This window comes from Chengkuizengella sediminis, assembly GCF_010078385.1.
GTDB lineage: Bacteria > Bacillota > Bacilli > Paenibacillales > KCTC-33759 > Chengkuizengella > Chengkuizengella sediminis.
The window spans coordinates 25,501-42,756 of the sequence record NZ_SIJC01000001.1 but is presented as its reverse complement, the minus strand read 5'-3'; the positions used below and the strand labels follow the sequence as shown (position 1 = coordinate 42,756).

At 32.0% G+C, this 17,256-nt stretch carries 17 protein-coding genes and 1 other annotated feature; of the genes, 5 read left to right on the top strand and 12 right to left on the bottom strand.

What is annotated here, in order from left to right; all coding sequences use genetic code 11:
• Window positions 1-14: 14 nt before the first annotated feature.
• The 3 genes from EPK97_RS00190 to EPK97_RS00180 form a co-directional block, all read right to left on the bottom strand.
• Window positions 15-482: a GNAT family N-acetyltransferase gene (locus EPK97_RS00190; protein WP_162034589.1), complete on the bottom strand. Its 468-nt coding sequence runs from the start codon at window positions 480-482 to the stop codon at window positions 15-17.
• A 151-nt stretch (window positions 483-633) separates the two neighbouring features.
• The gene (gene abc-f, locus EPK97_RS00185; protein WP_162034588.1) at window positions 634-2,367 is read right to left on the bottom strand and encodes a ribosomal protection-like ABC-F family protein; all 1,734 of its coding nucleotides are present in this window, start codon (window positions 2,365-2,367) and stop codon (window positions 634-636) included.
• 59 nt (window positions 2,368-2,426) lie between these two features.
• Entirely contained in the window at window positions 2,427-3,260 is an 834-nt protein-coding gene (locus EPK97_RS00180; protein WP_162034587.1) for a P-loop NTPase family protein, read from the bottom strand.
• Between the two features lie 616 nt (window positions 3,261-3,876).
• Here EPK97_RS00180 and EPK97_RS00175 point away from each other — a divergent pair.
• Window positions 3,877-4,425, top strand: coding sequence for a hypothetical protein (locus tag EPK97_RS00175; protein ID WP_162034586.1), 549 nt, complete (start codon window positions 3,877-3,879; stop codon window positions 4,423-4,425).
• Between the two features lie 76 nt (window positions 4,426-4,501).
• On the opposite strand, the gene EPK97_RS00170 is transcribed toward EPK97_RS00175, so the two are convergent.
• The 3 genes from EPK97_RS00170 to ileS form a co-directional block, all read right to left on the bottom strand.
• Window positions 4,502-4,765 (bottom strand): CD3324 family protein, encoded by a 264-nt coding sequence (locus tag EPK97_RS00170; protein ID WP_162034585.1) that lies wholly within the window; start codon window positions 4,763-4,765, stop codon window positions 4,502-4,504.
• A gap of 304 nt (window positions 4,766-5,069) precedes the next feature.
• Window positions 5,070-6,455, bottom strand: a complete 1,386-nt coding sequence (fumC, locus tag EPK97_RS00165; protein WP_162034584.1) for a class II fumarate hydratase — start codon at window positions 6,453-6,455, stop codon at window positions 5,070-5,072.
• A 185-nt stretch (window positions 6,456-6,640) separates the two neighbouring features.
• On the bottom strand, window positions 6,641-9,736 hold the full coding sequence (ileS, locus tag EPK97_RS00160; protein WP_162034583.1) for an isoleucine--tRNA ligase: 3,096 nt from the start codon (window positions 9,734-9,736) through the stop codon (window positions 6,641-6,643).
• 53 nt (window positions 9,737-9,789) lie between these two features.
• Window positions 9,790-10,034 (bottom strand) — a binding site (T-box leader).
• A gap of 158 nt (window positions 10,035-10,192) precedes the next feature.
• Between ileS and EPK97_RS00155 the strand changes: the two genes are divergently transcribed.
• Window positions 10,193-10,894: a nitroreductase family protein gene (locus tag EPK97_RS00155; protein ID WP_162034582.1), complete on the top strand. Its 702-nt coding sequence runs from the start codon at window positions 10,193-10,195 to the stop codon at window positions 10,892-10,894.
• 90 nt (window positions 10,895-10,984) lie between these two features.
• Window positions 10,985-11,281 carry a putative quinol monooxygenase gene (locus EPK97_RS00150; RefSeq protein WP_162034581.1) on the top strand — a complete coding sequence of 99 codons (297 nt, stop codon included), beginning with the start codon at window positions 10,985-10,987 and terminating at the stop codon, window positions 11,279-11,281.
• A gap of 149 nt (window positions 11,282-11,430) precedes the next feature.
• Here EPK97_RS00150 and EPK97_RS00145 read toward each other — a convergent pair whose 3' ends face one another.
• From EPK97_RS00145 to EPK97_RS00135, 3 genes are read right to left on the bottom strand one after another with little or no spacing between them, the layout of a single operon-like run.
• Window positions 11,431-11,868 (bottom strand): aminoglycoside adenylyltransferase domain-containing protein, encoded by a 438-nt coding sequence (locus tag EPK97_RS00145; RefSeq protein ID WP_162034580.1) that lies wholly within the window; start codon window positions 11,866-11,868, stop codon window positions 11,431-11,433.
• Window positions 11,837-12,268, bottom strand: a complete 432-nt coding sequence (locus EPK97_RS00140) for a hypothetical protein (protein ID WP_162034579.1) — start codon at window positions 12,266-12,268, stop codon at window positions 11,837-11,839. The genes EPK97_RS00145 and EPK97_RS00140 overlap by 32 nt, the downstream gene beginning before the upstream one ends.
• A gap of 48 nt (window positions 12,269-12,316) precedes the next feature.
• The gene (locus EPK97_RS00135; RefSeq protein WP_162034578.1) at window positions 12,317-12,844 is read right to left on the bottom strand and encodes a fructose-bisphosphate aldolase; all 528 of its coding nucleotides are present in this window, start codon (window positions 12,842-12,844) and stop codon (window positions 12,317-12,319) included.
• Between the two features lie 290 nt (window positions 12,845-13,134).
• On the opposite strand from EPK97_RS00135, the gene EPK97_RS00130 reads away from it, so the two are divergent.
• Complete coding sequence (locus EPK97_RS00130; RefSeq protein WP_240903649.1) at window positions 13,135-13,590, top strand: DUF1499 domain-containing protein; 456 nt, start codon at window positions 13,135-13,137, stop codon at window positions 13,588-13,590.
• Window positions 13,591-13,760: 170 nt separating this feature from the next.
• Here the strand turns inward: EPK97_RS00130 and EPK97_RS00125 are convergent, their stop codons facing one another.
• From EPK97_RS00125 to EPK97_RS00115, 3 genes are read right to left on the bottom strand one after another with little or no spacing between them, the layout of a single operon-like run.
• The gene (locus tag EPK97_RS00125; protein WP_162034577.1) at window positions 13,761-14,378 is read right to left on the bottom strand and encodes a hypothetical protein; all 618 of its coding nucleotides are present in this window, start codon (window positions 14,376-14,378) and stop codon (window positions 13,761-13,763) included.
• 35 nt (window positions 14,379-14,413) lie between these two features.
• Window positions 14,414-15,784 (bottom strand): aldehyde dehydrogenase, encoded by a 1,371-nt coding sequence (locus EPK97_RS00120; RefSeq protein WP_162034576.1) that lies wholly within the window; start codon window positions 15,782-15,784, stop codon window positions 14,414-14,416.
• Window positions 15,785-15,804: 20 nt separating this feature from the next.
• Complete coding sequence (locus EPK97_RS00115; protein WP_162034575.1) at window positions 15,805-16,182, bottom strand: MerR family transcriptional regulator; 378 nt, start codon at window positions 16,180-16,182, stop codon at window positions 15,805-15,807.
• A 149-nt stretch (window positions 16,183-16,331) separates the two neighbouring features.
• Here EPK97_RS00115 and EPK97_RS00110 point away from each other — a divergent pair, with 149 nt between their 5' ends.
• Window positions 16,332-17,093 (top strand): SDR family NAD(P)-dependent oxidoreductase, encoded by a 762-nt coding sequence (locus EPK97_RS00110; RefSeq protein ID WP_162034574.1) that lies wholly within the window; start codon window positions 16,332-16,334, stop codon window positions 17,091-17,093.
• The last annotated feature ends 163 nt before the right edge of the window (window positions 17,094-17,256 follow it).

The following is a 17,256-nucleotide window of genomic DNA, read 5'->3' as shown; positions in this document are numbered from 1 at the left end:
TTGATTTTGATTTTCTAACTTAAGGTGTTTTCCATAGGTTCTTTACAATGTATATATCCGTTCCTACTATAAAAATCAATACTTTGCTCACTTGGCCAAACAATGATAAATTCATAATTTAATTCTTCCGCCCATTTGTTAATCTCCGTCATTAGTTTGCTTCCCAAACCTAATCCCCTAGATTCTGGAATAGTATAAACGTTAGTCATATAGCCAAATGGATAAGTAATTCTCCCTGGTCTAGGTACTTTATGAATAACTTCTATGTAAATATTAGAAACTATTTTTCCCTCAATTTCCACAACCCATATATACCAATGATTATTGTTAAACGCATTTAGTAAAAAACTTTCACACTCCTCATGAAATTGGTTATAATCACTATCTTGTATTTTTTTATCTGGGTAATCTTCAAGTGTAAAATCCCATCTCATTTTAATTAATTGTTCAATATCTTTTGTTCCAGCAAGTCTAATATTCATTGTTTCCTCCTAATAACTATCTTTTTTTAGATAGTTTACTAAAATGCTTTTGTCTTTTGATTAATATACGATTAAATAAATATTAAGTTTCACTTGTTATATATTTAAGACTAACACCGTCAGTATAATTAGACGGTGTTAATATTGAATTTCAATCGAAAAGCTGCTTTTTTCGTTTCATAAGTTGTTTAAATTCTTCATCTAAAGATTGGTATTCTGAATCTATCGGATTCAAACGCCCCAATTCTCCCATGATTTGTATGAGGCGATTTTCAATAATCATCTTCTCTTCTAGTGTTTTCTCCTGAATTTTTAAATTTGGAGTTTTCTCAAGCTCAACCTTTTCTAAATAGTTTTTATAGCCATTTTCTACTTTTTGTATTTTCTCATTTTTAAATACCAACAATTTTTCGCAGGTTTTTTCAAGGAAATATCGATCATGTGATACTATCAATAAAGTTCCACCATATGATACTAATGTCTTCTCTAGTTGTTCCCTGCTAGCTAAATCTAAATGATTTGTAGGCTCATCAAGAATAAGTAGATCCTTATTCTCATTCATTAGTTGTGCTAATTTAAACCTTGTCCTTTCCCCTAGGCTTAATTGTTTAATCGATTTATTTAACATGGATTCTTCCAGCCCCATACTTATGAGTAAATTCACTGTTTTTTGAGCTTCTTCACGATAGACATACGTTTGTTGAATTAATTCATTTATCGTTTTTTGAGATTCCAAGTCATTGACATCCTGAGTTAAATGGGAAATTTTCAAAGATGGACTAATCCACAAATCTCCCGATTCCAACGTTTCCTCATTACAAAACAATCTAAGAAGAGTTGTTTTACCGCAACCATTGGGTCCTATCAATCCGATTTTTTCTCCTCTTAAGATGCTAAAAGAGCTATCTTTAAACAAAATTCTCCCTTCAATGCTTTGCATAATTTGATTTGCTACGATGAAACGTCTACCTCGGTGGTTTTGTTTTTCCCAATCAAAATCCACTTTCGCTTCTTCTTTTGGTTTGTTTTCCCCTTCCAGTTCAATCTTTTCTAAACGTTTTATTCTGGATTTCACCTGTTTATCCATTTTCTTAGCTTTAGATCTATAGAATTCTTTACCACTTCTCATATCAGCCATTTTTCCTACTTTCCCAGCTTCTCTGTGGGCTTTTGAAGACCAGTTATTCAATCGTTCAATTTCTGACTCTATTTTCTTTTCATATTTTTTTTGCTCTATATATTTCTGTTTTTGTCTCTCGTATCTTCTTTCTTTTTCCTCTCGGTAAAAAGTATAATTGCCTGGAAAATTTGTTGTCACACCGTCCTCTATTTCAATGATGCGATCCACAATTTGATCAAGGAAATATCGATCATGGGAAATAATGATCGTATTTGTAGTGAAATTTTTAAGTTCTTTAATTAACCAATCAACACCTTGAAAATCCAAATGATTAGTAGGTTCATCCAAGATTAGTAGATCAGGGTTAGAAGCGTATACATGAGCAATAGCTATCTTCGTTTTTTCCCCTCCACTCATACCTGATATACGATCACCATTCCATTCCTGCACTTTTTCTAATCCAAGATGACTTGATACTTCAAGGAAATCATGATGATTCTGTTCAAACATATGATTAAAAGATTTCAGAGAATAGGAAGTGGATTGCAACAAATATCCTATTTTCAGATTTCTAATATAATGCGTAATTTCACCGCTATCTGCTTTAGTTTTTCCTGAAATAATGTTTGCTAAGGTCGTTTTTCCAGCACCGTTCGCTCCTACTAAGCCAATTCGTTCTCCAAGTTTTATCTCAAGATTTACATCTTTGAGCACAGTTTGATCGCCATAACTTTTCTTTATGTTATGCAATTTTATCAATGTCATTAAACCACCATCCTTTTTGTTCACCGATAAAGTGGAACTTTTTTTCAGTGAGTGTTCCATCATCCATTTTTCAAAATTTTAGATAATTTCAACTTGTATGTGTCAGTTCCATACTTTGAATTATTTATCTTTATTTTTTTTAGTTTTAACTTATCAAATATTTGCAACTCTAATTTTCTTCTAGCTTCAAGTACTTTTAGAATTCCTTCTAAACCCTTCAAAGTATGTTTTTTTCCATAATCTTGGTTAGTGTAATAAACCCCTTCTGACCATTCTTTCGGTCTTTCTTTAATCGCCTTTTTAAAAGAATACTCAAGGTCGTCCTGTTCTATATAAATTAATAGAGGGTTTAAGGGTTTTATAATCTCAGCCAATCGCATAACATAGTTCGTTACTATTTCTTTCGGTGCATTATATTTAACCATTCCAACAGTTAAAGGATTCTGTATAAAACAACACTCAAAGATATAGGTTTGATTATTATTTATGGCAGTTTCAGTAAACTCACTCCACCTGTCTGATATGAATTCAATATTTTGATCTAGTGTGATTTCGTATATATCTTTTTTAACGATTAAATTTGATAATTCTTCTGGAAACTTTATTTTCAAATCGTTTTCTATCTTTCTGTATGGTAAGAAATAATGTTCTCCTTTTTTTATGGCACGTTTGATGAATATATTTTTATATTGTTCACTTGATAACACCAGTTCATCAAATTCGTTATTGTCAAAAACTGAAACTCCATCATAATCTGCAGGGTGATCCAGATTGCCCTCTAGAAACAATTCCGTTTGAATGTTCATTTCCATTAACAGTTGTTCAACAAATTTAGCAGTTGTAGATTTGCCAAAACCAGGCAACCCTTCTATTAAGATAAGTTTAGTATTCATCGATTATTTTCCCCTCTCTTTAAAAACGCAAAAAAGCCTCTCTAGAAGCTGAAACCTAGAGAGGCTTTACATGCCTTATATGCAAAATGGTATTGTAAAAACCACATGATAGACAAATAATGTTAATTGTAACCTCATATTTTGAGTCCTACACATACGCAAATAATAGATGGTAATCATAAAAAAGATTAGTTCACCATTTATTTTGTGTTAAAAAACAAGGTTATTCCTTTTCCTTTATTAGGAAGGAAGAATTAGATCATTAATCATGTTAGTATCCAAATAGCATAAGAAAATGGGCATATTAATCCTATTCTCTAAGTTCCCTTAGATTGCTTCTAGAAAAATAAGCAACGATTTAGTTAGAACTTTAAAAAATAGATTAATTCCACATTAACTTCATACCATTCCTTTCCTAATAGTAAATTTTATTATATGTATAAATTTATATATCGTCAATCATTTTTTACACTTTATCTTTAACAATAGGTATCAAGATATCAAAATACAGAGAGATACGCAAGAGTACATTTTTTTAGTTATGGAACACGTGACCATTCAAAACTATTTTTAAAAACATACAATATAAGTAAATATAGCGAGAGGATGCGTTTCTATGAGTTTCTTTGATGAGTCCATTTGTGACTGTTGTACCTGTCCAATGCAATGTATTTTAGAGCAATTGGTGGGTGTTGATAATGTGACTATTTTAACTCAGACATTTTTTGGAGAAGTTATAATTAACCGAGTTGAAGATTTTGTCGTTTTCACAAATCAAGGTATTTTTCCTGTTTGTCAAATCACTGGAGTTGCTTTTTCTGATCCTACAGTCAAAGTAAATTTAAAACTACTATCTAATAATAATAAGGGTGTTTGCGCTTGTTGCGAAAATCCAATCACAAATTTAGCCATGCTGCTGATAGGAAAAATAGTAGATGTTGAACTTATTGGTTTTTCTTTAGGATTCATTGAAATTGAAATTATAGATGTAGGCAAAGGGATTGTTGTAGGCAGAAATCCTCTTGTTCCTAATGATATTAACATTTTTTCTTCCTGTGCAATCATAAGAATTATTCCAGTTCGTATACAACAAATGAACAATCAACCTACTAGGTTTTCAAATTTTCGAACACTAAAAAAGAATAAATCCTCACTAACTACCTAAAGATAATAGTTTATAATCAAATTGTGTCATACAAAGAAAACACAGATCATCTTTGAATAAAGATGATCCGTGTATACTAATTTTTTGAATATACAATTTTTTTAATGGTTTCTGTTGAAAGAAAATATTCATCAGCTAATTGACTAATGCTTCTTCCCTTTTTAAATTCATTTTTAAGGATCGCATTCCTTTCATCAATTGCCTTTCTTCCACCAGAAAGTGTACCCCATTTTTGATAATTTTTTTTAGATTTAGGTATATATAACATTTCCCCTTGAACATACTTTTGAAGTTCTATTAGTAGTTCTTTAGGTAATATTTCGTTTGCTTTTACACTCATTTCTGCTCGCCCCTTATTCATATTTTTCAATAAAATATAAGGTGCAAAGCCAAACATATCAGAAATGATATCTTACTATATAAGCGATATTATATATCACCCCATACAAAGTACCGCCTTCCAATACTAGGCTTTGCATGAGGCTGAATCCTGAAATCAAAGTTAATACTCATCAAATATACACACTCCTTTCTGTCTCATTAAACTGAAAATCTGTTATGATAAATATTCTATCAGATTTAAATTATGCTGACTACTATGGAATACTTCGTACTCATTTGAGTAACTTTATGATATTCTACCTTTATTTAGGTAAAATCATGTTTCGAGGATTAACAAACTTATTAAATTCATTATCAGTTAATAATCCTGACTTAGTGGCTGCTTCCTTTAAAGTGATCCCTTCTTTATGAGCAAGTTTAGCAATCTTGGCTGCATTATCATATCCTATATGCGGATTTAAAGCTGTAACTAACATAAGGGAATTTTGCAAATTGTTTTGGATTTTTTCAACATTGGGTTCTATACCTATCACACACTTTTCGTTAAAGCTGCTCATAGAGTCTGTCAACAACCTTACAGATTGAAGAAAATTATATATAATCACTGGTTTAAATACATTTAATTCAAAATTCCCTTGACTAGCTGCTATTCCAATCGTTACATCGTTTCCAATCACTTGAGCAGCAACCATTGTCAAAGCTTCACATTGTGTTGGATTTACTTTTCCTGGCATAATAGAGCTTCCGGGTTCATTTTCAGGAATGGTAATTTCTCCAATCCCACATCGAGGTCCACTTGCTAACCACCTGACATCATTTGCTATCTTCATTAAATCAGCTGCTAGTGCTTTCAAAGCTCCATGTACGTAAACAATTTGATCATGACTTGTTAGTGCATGAAACTTATTTGATGCAGAAGTAAAATCAGAATTGAGCATTTCGCTTATTTTTTTTGCAACCATATCTCCAAACTGGGGATGTGCATTTAATCCGGTTCCAACGGCTGTCCCACCTATTGCGAGTTCTTTTAAGTACTTTGTGCTTTCAATGATCATCCTTTCGTCTTTTTCTATCATGTGATGCCATCCGCTAATTTCTTGTCCCAAGCTTAATGGTGTAGCGTCTTGTAGGTGTGTACGTCCTATTTTAACTACATCTTCAAACTCATTAACTTTTTGCCTTAAAGTCTCTTTAAGTTCGGATAATGAAAGTAATAATTTATTTTCAATTTCAAGGACACTCGCGATATGAAGCGCAGTTGGAAACGTATCATTTGAGCTTTGTGATTTATTCACATCATCATTTGGATGAAGAATATCTTCTATTTCTTTTTGTTGTAATAGTTGATTGCCTCTATTGGCGATGACTTCATTTACATTCATATTTGTTTGAGTCCCACTTCCAGTTTGCCATACGACAAGAGGAAAATGATCATCCCAATTACCTGATAAGATTTCATCACATGCCTGAATTATAGCTTCTACCTTTTCATTTGATAACTTACCTAATTTATGATTAGTAATAGCTGCGCTTTTTTTTAGAATAATGAATGCCTTAATGAGTTCTAGTGGCATTAATTCAGTACCAATATTAAAGTTTTCTCTGCTTCGTTGCGTTTGAGATCCCCATAATTTATCTAAGGGTACTTTAATTTCTCCCATGGAATCTTTTTCGATTCTGTAATTCATATTCATTCACTCCAATTTGAAATTTTCAAAATACAGGTGCGTTATATTGTTCTCCTAAACAGAAGCTATTAATCAATCATGATGCAATGACAGTCCATTCAAATATGAAAAAACGCCTGATTTGAAAAATTGATAGATCAAAACAGGCGCCTCTTTTAGTTCATGGGTTTAAGGGGAAATACTAATTAGTTAATTGGTATTAATTGAATAGATGCTTTATTATTGCCAATGTTAATTTCTTTCCCCGCTGAAATATGATCCTTAATTAATAAATCACGCATTAGTAAATTTTCTTGTAACATAGATCTATACTTTCCAACAACTTCTTGCAGCTCTTCGTCTGCACAGACTTCAATATCAATATGCATGTTTATAGGTAAGTTTAATTTTTTCCGGTAATCTTGTATGGAGCGAATCAATTCTCTTGCCATACCTTCTTGTAATAAATCTTCAGTTAAAGCTACATCTAATGTAACTGTGTACTCTCCATTTGAAGCAGAAGAATACCCTTCTTTGGCTACTTTTTCAATTATCACGTCTTCTAGAGACACTTTTACTTTCTCTAAAGATGTATCCATGTCTAAGAATCCTGATTCTATCAATAAGTTGGATTCTTCTTGATTCAGTTGCTGCAGCCATTTATTGACGACATTTGATAACTTACCGAACTTAACAGCCGATTTCTTAAAATCTAATTTTAGATGTATAGAAGCAAACTTTTCTTCATCGTCAATCTCTTGAAAAGATTTTACATTTAATTCATCCATGATGATGTCCTGATACGACTGCCAATTCATGTCTCTATTGTTGCTTAAAATTGAAAGACTTGCTAAAGGCTGTTTTACTTTTAAAGACAATGTATTTCGAATACTTCTCCCTAATTCAACTACTTGCAAGACGGCTTCCATTTCTTTTTCTAACTGTTTGTTGATCACTTTTTCATCATAGTTTGGATATTCTGAAAGGTGTACACTTTTTCCAGTTAGATTGGAGTAGACGTCTTCTGCTATAAAAGGAGTTAATGGTGCCAACAATTGACTTGTTTTAGTTAAAACTTCATATAGCGTTTGATAAGCAGCAACTTTTTTGGCTGTCATTCCATTTGACCAAAAGCGGTCTCTAGATCTTCTTACGTACCAATTACTCACTTCATCTAATAATTTTGCTATTTCTCTCGCCGCATTTGTAAAGTGATAATGCTCTAGATTTTCGCCAGCTGTTTTAATTGTGCTATGCAAACGAGATAGAATCCAATCATCTAATTTATTTTTTTTCACGGTATATTCTTTATTAGAATCAAATCCATCTAACTTAGCATAAAGATCATAAAAACTATACACATTTCCTAAAGTATCCACTAACTTGGATTTGGCTTCTTGTACGACTCTTTCAGAAAAGCGTTTCGGATTCCATGGAGCACTATCCACAAGCAATGCCCATCTTAAGGAATCAGCACCGTACTTTTGTATTAAATCTACTGGGTCCAGTGCATTCCCTTTACTTTTAGACATTTTTTGTCCATTTTCATCCAATATATGACCAAGAGATAATACTCTTTTATAAGGAGCTTCCCCTGTAAATAAGGTTGATACAGCAAGCAGGCTATAAAACCATCCGCGTGTTTGATCAATTCCCTCAATAACTACATCAGCAGGGTATTGTTTTTTGAATCGTGATTTGTTTTCAAATGGATAATGAGTTTGTGCAAACGGCATAGAACCACTATCGAACCAAACATCTATAACTTCATCTGTTCTAGTCATAGTTTCACCACAATGAGTACAACGAAGCTTTACTTGATCAACATAAGGTTTATGCAAATCAACCGCTTCATTCAGTGGTGTTATAGAAAGATTTTTTAGTTCTTCTATGCTTTTAGGAGCATATTGGTGATTACATTGGTCACATTGCCAAACATTTAAAGGTGTTCCCCAATATCTTTTACGACTGATGTTCCAATCTACCATTTGCTCTAGAAATTTTCCGAACCTACCATATTTAATATGCTCAGGATGCCAAGTCACCTTCTCATTATTTTGAATGAATTGTTCTTTTAATGCTGTTGTTTTAATAAACCAGCTTTCGTTTGCGTAATACAAGAGAGGTGAATCACAACGCCAACAATGTGGGTAGTTATGTTCATATTTTTCTTTACTGAATAATAAACCTTTTTCAGCAAGGTAACGAACAATATCTACATCACAGTCTTTTATAAAACGTCCTTCAAAAATTGGAACTTCATTCGTATATTGACCTTTTTCATTCACAACGTTTACAAAAGAAAAATGATGATCTTGAACCAACTTATAATCATCTTCTCCGTATGCCGGCGCAATATGAACGATACCTGTACCACTATCCTCAGTTACATAATCCGCTTCTACCACTTTATGTCCAACTTCTACATTAACAAAATCAAATGGGGGCATATAAGATAAGCCTTTCAAATCTGATCCCAAATGTACAGACAAGATTTCATAATCCTGCTTTAAAACTGAATCTGCTAATGATTCTGCTACTATAAATACTTCATTCTCTATTTTGGCTCGAACATACTTCATTGCTGGATGTACTGCTAATGCCACGTTAGCTGGCAAAGTCCAAGGTGTAGTAGTCCATCCAAGAAAGTACTCATTTTCACGATCTTGAATCTTGAATTTTGCTGTTGCAGTTAAATCCTTTACCATCTTATATCCTTGAGCTACTTCATGAGAACTAAGGGATGTCTGACAACTCGGACAATAAGGAGAAACTCGATGCCCTTTATTAAGCAAGCCTTTTTCATGAACCGTTCCAAGGATATTCCATACACTTTCAATGTATTCATTTTCTAATGTTACATATGGATTATCCATGTCTACCCAGTAACCCAGTTGTTCAGTAAAATCTCTCCAATGTTTTTCATATTTAAAAACACTTTCTTTGCATTTCTCTATAAAAGCTTCAACGCCATAATTTTCGATTTCATTTTTACCTGAGATACCTAATTCTTTTTCTACTCCTAATTCAACAGGCAATCCATGAGTATCCCACCCTGCTTTTCTCATGACCTGATGTCCTGTCATCGTTTTATATCTTGCAACAACGTCCTTAATTGTTCGACCTAGTGCGTGACCAACATGCGGTAATCCATTTGCAGTAGGTGGTCCTTCATAAAATACAAAGGAGGGTTTCCCTTCTCTATTGTCTATAGATTTTTTAAAAGTATTTTCTTCAGACCATTGTTTTCTGACTCGTTCTTCTCGTTGTTGAACCGTTTCTTTAACATTTTCTTGTTTCATTAGATATCGCTCCTAAAAATTTATTTAAAAAGCACACAAAAACCCGCCCCTTTATAAGGGACGGGTTTAACCGCGATACCACCCTAATTCTATTGAAAACAGTCCGTTCATCAATAGCACTTAGCAACGTACAATCATACGCGTTCCTTTTAACGGTAGACTCCCGTTCAAGCTTAATTCATTTCAGCTTGACTTCTCGGAGAGGATTTTCAATTATGCTCTGAACACTGGCTTTCACCATATACCAGCTCTCTGGGGAACAGAATCATAAAATACTTGTTCTCGTCATCAAATTTGTGCGCTTTAAATTGGAAATAATTATAACTTATACGCTGCCTCTATGTCAATCAAGTTACTTTTTCATAATCTGTAGTTGACAATATTACAGTTAATATTATATACTGTAAAAGTTCTTATTACAGTTCATGATAATTCATAATTAAAGGAGAAATAAAAATGGCACAAAATAATGAAGAATACTTAAATAAAGTTCAAGAAAACAAAAAGAATGCTGGTGAACCCATAGAGTTAACGGACCAAAATTTCTTCACTATTGCAAAAGAAAGAAGCTCAGTTCGTTTTTATGATTCTGAGTTTAAAATAGATGAAAGTGAAATTAGAGAAATTTTAGAGACGGCTATCCTGGCCCCCTCATCTAGCAATTTACAGCCATGGAGATTCCTTGTGATTCACAATCAAGAATTACAAGAAAAATTACTACCAATTGCAGCAAACCAACAACAAGTCGTTGATTCATCTGCGGTTATAGCTGTGTTAGGAGATTTAGAAGCATATAAAAATGCTGAGGAGATTTATGGTAATTTAGTGAAAATAGGAGCAATTCCAGAAGAAACTAAAGACTTCTATGTGAATCAAATTAATTCTCACTATGGAAACCTATCCCATGAAAATGCGATGCGAGTTACTATGATTGATGGTGGCTTAGTATCTATGCAACTCATGTTAGCTGCGAAAGCAAAAGGATATGATACGGTTCCAATGGGTGGTTTTGATAAGGATCAGTTTATCGAAGCATTTAATATTCCTGAGAATCTTTCTCCAGTAATGTTAATTGCCCTTGGAAAAGCTGAAAAAGCAGGTTTTGGGAAAAATCGCTTACCACTTGATGAAGTGACAACTTGGAATACATTTAAATAAGATAGTAGTTGTACTGTAGTTTCTCTGTATAAATATTAATTAACAAACAGAAAATACAGGAAACAATCTATAAATGAGAGGATAATGGTCATGATCATGATTCACGCAGTTCTTCATGTAAACTCCAAGAAAGAACAAGATTTTAAGGAGGAAATTCAATCTCTAATTAAGGACTCTAGAGCAGAAAGTGGTAACATTTCATATCAATTAATGAAAGACACAGAAAAAGAAAATGTGTATATGATGGTTGAAGAATGGAAAGATGCTGAAGCTATTCAGAGTCATAATACGAGTAAACATTTTACAGCATTTGTTGGGAAAGCGAGTGAATACTTAACAGCCCCTCTAGATGTGAAGGTTTACGATGCAAGATTAATGGAAAAATAAAGTATCATTTTTATAATCTTTACAAATTTTGTAAGTTGGTGTATACTACCTGTACAGCTAAAAGCTGGATTGTCTTTCTCTTGGGTTATGAGTCGTTGAGGTCTTCCCACCACCTTCCTCACGACTCTTTTATTTTATTTAAAAATAGATTATAACCTCTCCCCTATTTTTGCTTGATTGAAATTATTATTACAGTAACTAATTATGTATTTTGAAAAATCAATTGCTGTTTTTATTCGTTCTTCTTCAGAATGAAAAAAGATCTCTTTTTGACCTGTTCGAATGTTTACAGCTTCTTTAATCATGTTAAGCCATTTTCCTGAAAAGTACTGCATCGCATACTCTCCTGCACCAAGTTTTGATATGATATCTTGTTCTTTTAAGGTATAGTATTGTCTTAACAATCCAAGCACGGACCATTCAATTTCACAATCAATCTCTTTAGTAGACAATTTAATTAGTTCTTCAATTGAATTTTCAATCCTTTGTATTCTGGGGGTCCAATAATGATTCATATTTTTTATTACAAAAGAAATTAGTTGATCTGTTTCTGTATTAAGATTCACTGTTCTGATATCGGGTCCCATTATGTTTAATCCCTTTAGATTTTAATGTCCACCAAGTAACAGGATTAAAGTTAAAGTATGTTCCAACACTTAACTTACCTCCATTGTAATAGGCATAACTGTTATCATCCGATTCTAGTTTTCCCATATCCTCCCAAAGAATATATACTCCATCTAATTTGGGATGTTTATATTTTAAAGCAATTTTGTTGTGAATTTCAGATAGTAGTTCTAAATCAATTTTGACTAAATTTCTATTCACAACAGTTATGAAATCAATATCACTTGAATTATCAACAAAAGCGTTCAGAACTATTGATCCGTGTAAATATAATCCTTCGAGCGTATTTGGAAAATGTTTATTAAACAACGATATGTACTCGTTTAGAATCACTTGTACTATATCTGGAACTATTTTCATCTAGTTTGCTCCTATATCTTTTTTGTCACAATAGATACCACCATACTTCTATAATAGTAATCCAACAAATTCAATTAAATCACCAGCTATGTAATCATTTCTCATCATAAATCCTTCTTTTGTTTCCCAAGATATCGTAAAATTAATAGAATTAAATGCAGCTTTAATTTCCTCTTCACTTAATCCATTTGAGTAGAATACAAATTCTCTATAGTATTTTGTAAATTGTTCACTTTCATTAACCTGTGAATGTCCTTTTCCAAACCAATACCGATCTTTATCATCAATTGAGTCAATTGATTTTTTCCATATATCCGTCCAAAACGAAGGAAATTCAATTTTTCGAGTGATTTCATATGAATGATTCATTTCAAGATTAAATGTAAACTTTCGAAAATCATTTATGCTAGGATTGTCTAATCCATATGTTCCAACATGTTCAAATTCTTCTTCACTCAACTCTGATACTTGAACTTCAATTGAAATATCAGGTTCTTCTATGTAATTACATGAAACAGTAAGTACTAACATCGTAATAACATATAATAAAGATATCAAGATTTGTTTGAGTTTCATTATTTAATATCACCTTCCAGCCTCATACAATATAAGATTTATAATACCATAAAACCTAAATTGTTAATGTTGCTATTTTCCTAAAAAGCAATTGCAGTTATAAAATATGACAACGAAGAAAATACATACCTTAGTCCAAATTCCTTCTCCTTTTTAATGATATTTTCAAAGAGTTGTTTTAATCATATCATCTTTTCAAATTTTGGATGTTTAACTAAAGATAAATTGGAGATTTCTATCATTTATGTTATATATATTTTTAGTGGTCATAAAAAGAAAGGAATAAAAAGATGACAAAGAAGCTTTTAGTGATAGTACTAATTACTACTTTAGTTCTTTACGCGGCATTAATTTTGTACAATCAATTTACTGAACCATCAATGAGTAAAGTTAAAAATGGAAAACTAGCTGAATGTCCAGAGTCACCTAATTGTGTCTCTACTCAGACGGATGATCATACTAAGAAAATGGAGCCCATTCCTTACATAACGACAAATGAAGAAGCGATGGAGAAAATGATACAAGTCATAAATGAAATGTTTGGAACTAAAATCATTATTCAAGACTCTAACTATTTACATGTAACCTTTACTACAAAGATATTTCGTTTTGTAGACGATGTTGAATTCTATCTTGATGATCAACGGAAGTTAATTCATTTTAGGTCAGCTTCAAGAACTGGATATTCTGATATGGGGGTTAATCAAGAACGTATGGTTGAAATCACAGAGAGATTTTTAAAATGAGATGTAATTAAAAACACTATTCTTTCAATATTCAGAAAGGTTCTTTTAAGGATACAATAAATCTAAATTAATATTGTTATTTTCAAAAAAAAGCACCTACAAGTAGGTGCTTAAATTGTGTATGTTAAACTATTGCTAAGATTCTCATAAAAACCAGTCCATTTCTTAATTTAAAAGTTTTGTTCTTTATATTTTATAAGAGAAAGTCTTTGTAGTCCTTTAGTACTTTCAATTGCATTATCAATATGTTTAACAGATTCAATAGTATTCCCTCGTTTTCTACTTAATTCACTAAGTACAACTTCTTTCATCCATGGTTTTGAAAGCTCTTTCACCATTTCTTGAGCTTTCTCGATTTGGTTGTGTTCAATAGCTAATAAGCTCTCATAATATTTCTTAATAGATTCATGTCTGATGTTACTTAACAGGTTTTCAATTGTTAAAAAATCTCTTTTATTATAAGCATAGTATATTTTGTATAAAGAAGGCCATTTTGAATTTTTATACTTCTTTTCTATTTTTGTAATCGCTTCTTCCGCTTCAAGCTCAAGATCATTAAGTAAGGCGTGGAAAAAATAATAAATTGGGTTTTTGCTGTTTTTTAAAAACTTTTTTACTTGTTCCATATCTTTTGTTAAGTAAATAGTTATTATTGTAGGTAGAATTGAGATTGATATCATTATCAATCCTGTAATGCTTAGAATAATCCATAGTGGGATTTCGAATATTCCACCTATTAATCCCATTAGTACCCCAACTATAATAGTTATTAATAACTGTTTTATCATGGTCTACTCCTTAGAAGATGGTTCTACATATTTTATTACTTAAATATTTTTTTAGCATACTTTAATCCGTTTTTCATAGTCGGATATCTAAATGGCAAATCAAACAACGTTGTTTGTTTTAAGATACTTTTAATATGTGAAAATGTTTCAAAGCTATGTTTACCATGATAAGCACCTACTCCACTATGACCAACTCCTCCAAACGGAAGATGTGGGGTAGCAATGTGATACATAGTATCGTTAATGCAACCACCACCATATGATACATTGTTAATGATTTGATCTTGAATCTGTTTGCTTTCTGAAAATACATAGAGAGCTAACGGTTTTGGTCGATTATTTATCATATTAATTATTTCGTCCACATTGTTATATTCCATAACAGGTAGTATTGGACCAAAAATTTCATCCTGCATGATAGGATCATCCCAAGTGATTTCGTCAATTATTGTTGGTTCAATGACATGTAAATCATTGTTCACTTTTCCGCCTTGTACGATTTTCCCATCAGTTAAATAACTTGCCAAGCGATTAAAATGGCGAACATTTACTATATGAGTATAGTTTTCATTAGAGAGAGGTTGCTCAGTATAAAATTCCTTAATCGTTTCTTTCATTTTTATCATAAGTTCATCTTTTATAGAATGATGTACGAGCATATAATCTGGGGCAACACACGTTTGTCCCGCATTAAAGAACTTACCCCAAACTATTCGTTTTGCAGCTAGTTTTAAGTTAGCTGTTTCATCCACTATTACAGGGCTTTTGCCACCAAGCTCTAACGTAATAGGTGTTAAATTTTTAGATGCTGCCTCCATGACAATTTTTCCCACAGGAACGCTGCCAGTGAAGAAAATATAATCAAAGGGTTCTTTTAATAATTGTGTGCTCGTTTCCACTCCTCCTTCAACAACAGCTATATAATTTTCATCAAATGTAGAGGATATAAGTTCTTTGAGTAAGTGAGATACTGCTGGTGTTAATTCAGAAGGTTTTAATATGACAGTATTGCCAGCAGCAATAGCACCTAAAATTGGTGCAACAGCAAGTTGGAATGGATAATTCCAAGGAGCTATTGTTAGGGTAACTCCGTATGGTTCTGGGAGTCGATAACTTGAGGAACCAAAGTGAGAAATAGGGGTTTTAACTCTTTTGGGCTTCACCCAAGAATGAAGTCCTTTTGTTATATCAGATATTTCTTGTAAAACAAAACCTATTTCAGATAAATAAGTATCAGTTACTGATTTATTTAAATCTTCCTTTAATGCTGCATTAATTTTAGATTCATTTTCAATGATTGCATTTTTAAATTTATTTAAGGCATTCAATCTAAAATTAATATCTTTTGTTTCCCCTGAGAAATAAAATTGTTTTTGTTTTTTTACTAATTGGCTCATTTCCGACATTTTTCATTCTCCTTTTAAATTTATTGGTTATGAGTCATATCTTGTTGGTTAATAAAATCTTTATATGCCATGATTTTATCTTCTAACATTTTTTCGGTAGTTAACAAGTTTTTTATTTGATTTTGAATGGATACCTGATGATTTTCTAATAACTCTAAACGTGCTTGGGTAGTTTGTTCCCCTTCTTTAAATAACCTAGCATATGCTCTTATTTGTGCAATAGGCATCTGTGTTTCTTTTAACTTCATAACAAATTTCAACCAATTAAGGTGAGATTCAGTATATACCCTTTCTTTGTTCTCATTCCGATTTGGAATGATTATATTTTCTTTTTCATAATACCTTAATGTATGTGTACTAACACCTAATAATTTAGCTACCTCGCTTATGGTGTACATAAAACCCTCCATAACATTGTATAATATTAAAGTTACATCATCTTACTATTTTCTATAATAATATTATAAATAACATTTGACTTAGAGTAAACTCTAACAATTATAATTAAATATATAGTTAATTATGAATTTATATAGGAGGAGTTTTTATGAAGTATACTGTAATTACAGGGGCTAGTTCAGGTATCGGTTATGAAACTGCACTCGCTTTTGCGTCTAGAGAAAAAAACTTAATTATTGTAGCTCGCAGAAAAGAAAAATTAGAGGATTTAAAATCTGAGATCATGCAAATGAATCCAAACATTGATGTAATCATTCGAACAACAGACTTATCTGTGACAGAAAATGTTTACAGATTATATGAAAGTCTTCAAGAATTCCAAATCGAAACTTGGATCAATAATGCAGGATTTGGTAACTTTGCTTCAATTGCTGATCAACATTTAGATAAAATAGAAGAAATGTTACATTTGAATATTGAGGCGTTGACATTACTTTCTTCTCTTTACGTACGTGATTATTTAAATGTTGAAGGATCACAGTTAATAAATGTTTCATCTGGTGGAGGATATACTCTTGTTGCAGATGCTATAACTTATTGTGCTACTAAATTTTATGTAAGTTCATTTACCGAAGGACTTGCACATGAACTGAATGAACAAGGTGCAAAAATGAAGGCAAAAGTGTTGGCTCCAGCTGCTACAGAAACAGAATTTGCAAAACGTTCAATGGATGTTGAAGATTTTGATTATAACGGTGCAATACCTAAATTTCATACGGCAAAAGAAATGGCAGGATTTATGCTTGATCTTTATGATAGTAATCAAGTTGTTGGTATTGTGGATGGGATCACTTATGAGTTTGAACTAAAAGATCCTATCTTTAATTATGCTGCGAGATTTAAAAGATAACATCAATAAGAAGTGAGAAAACAGGATCTTTGAGAAAAACAAGATCCTGTTTTTTTGAATGCATACTTTGGCATAATTTTAAAAGTAAAGATATCACCGAAATATAAAAAAAGGACTAATTTCCCTCTTACAGAAATTAGTCCTTTGTGTTTTGTTTAAGTTG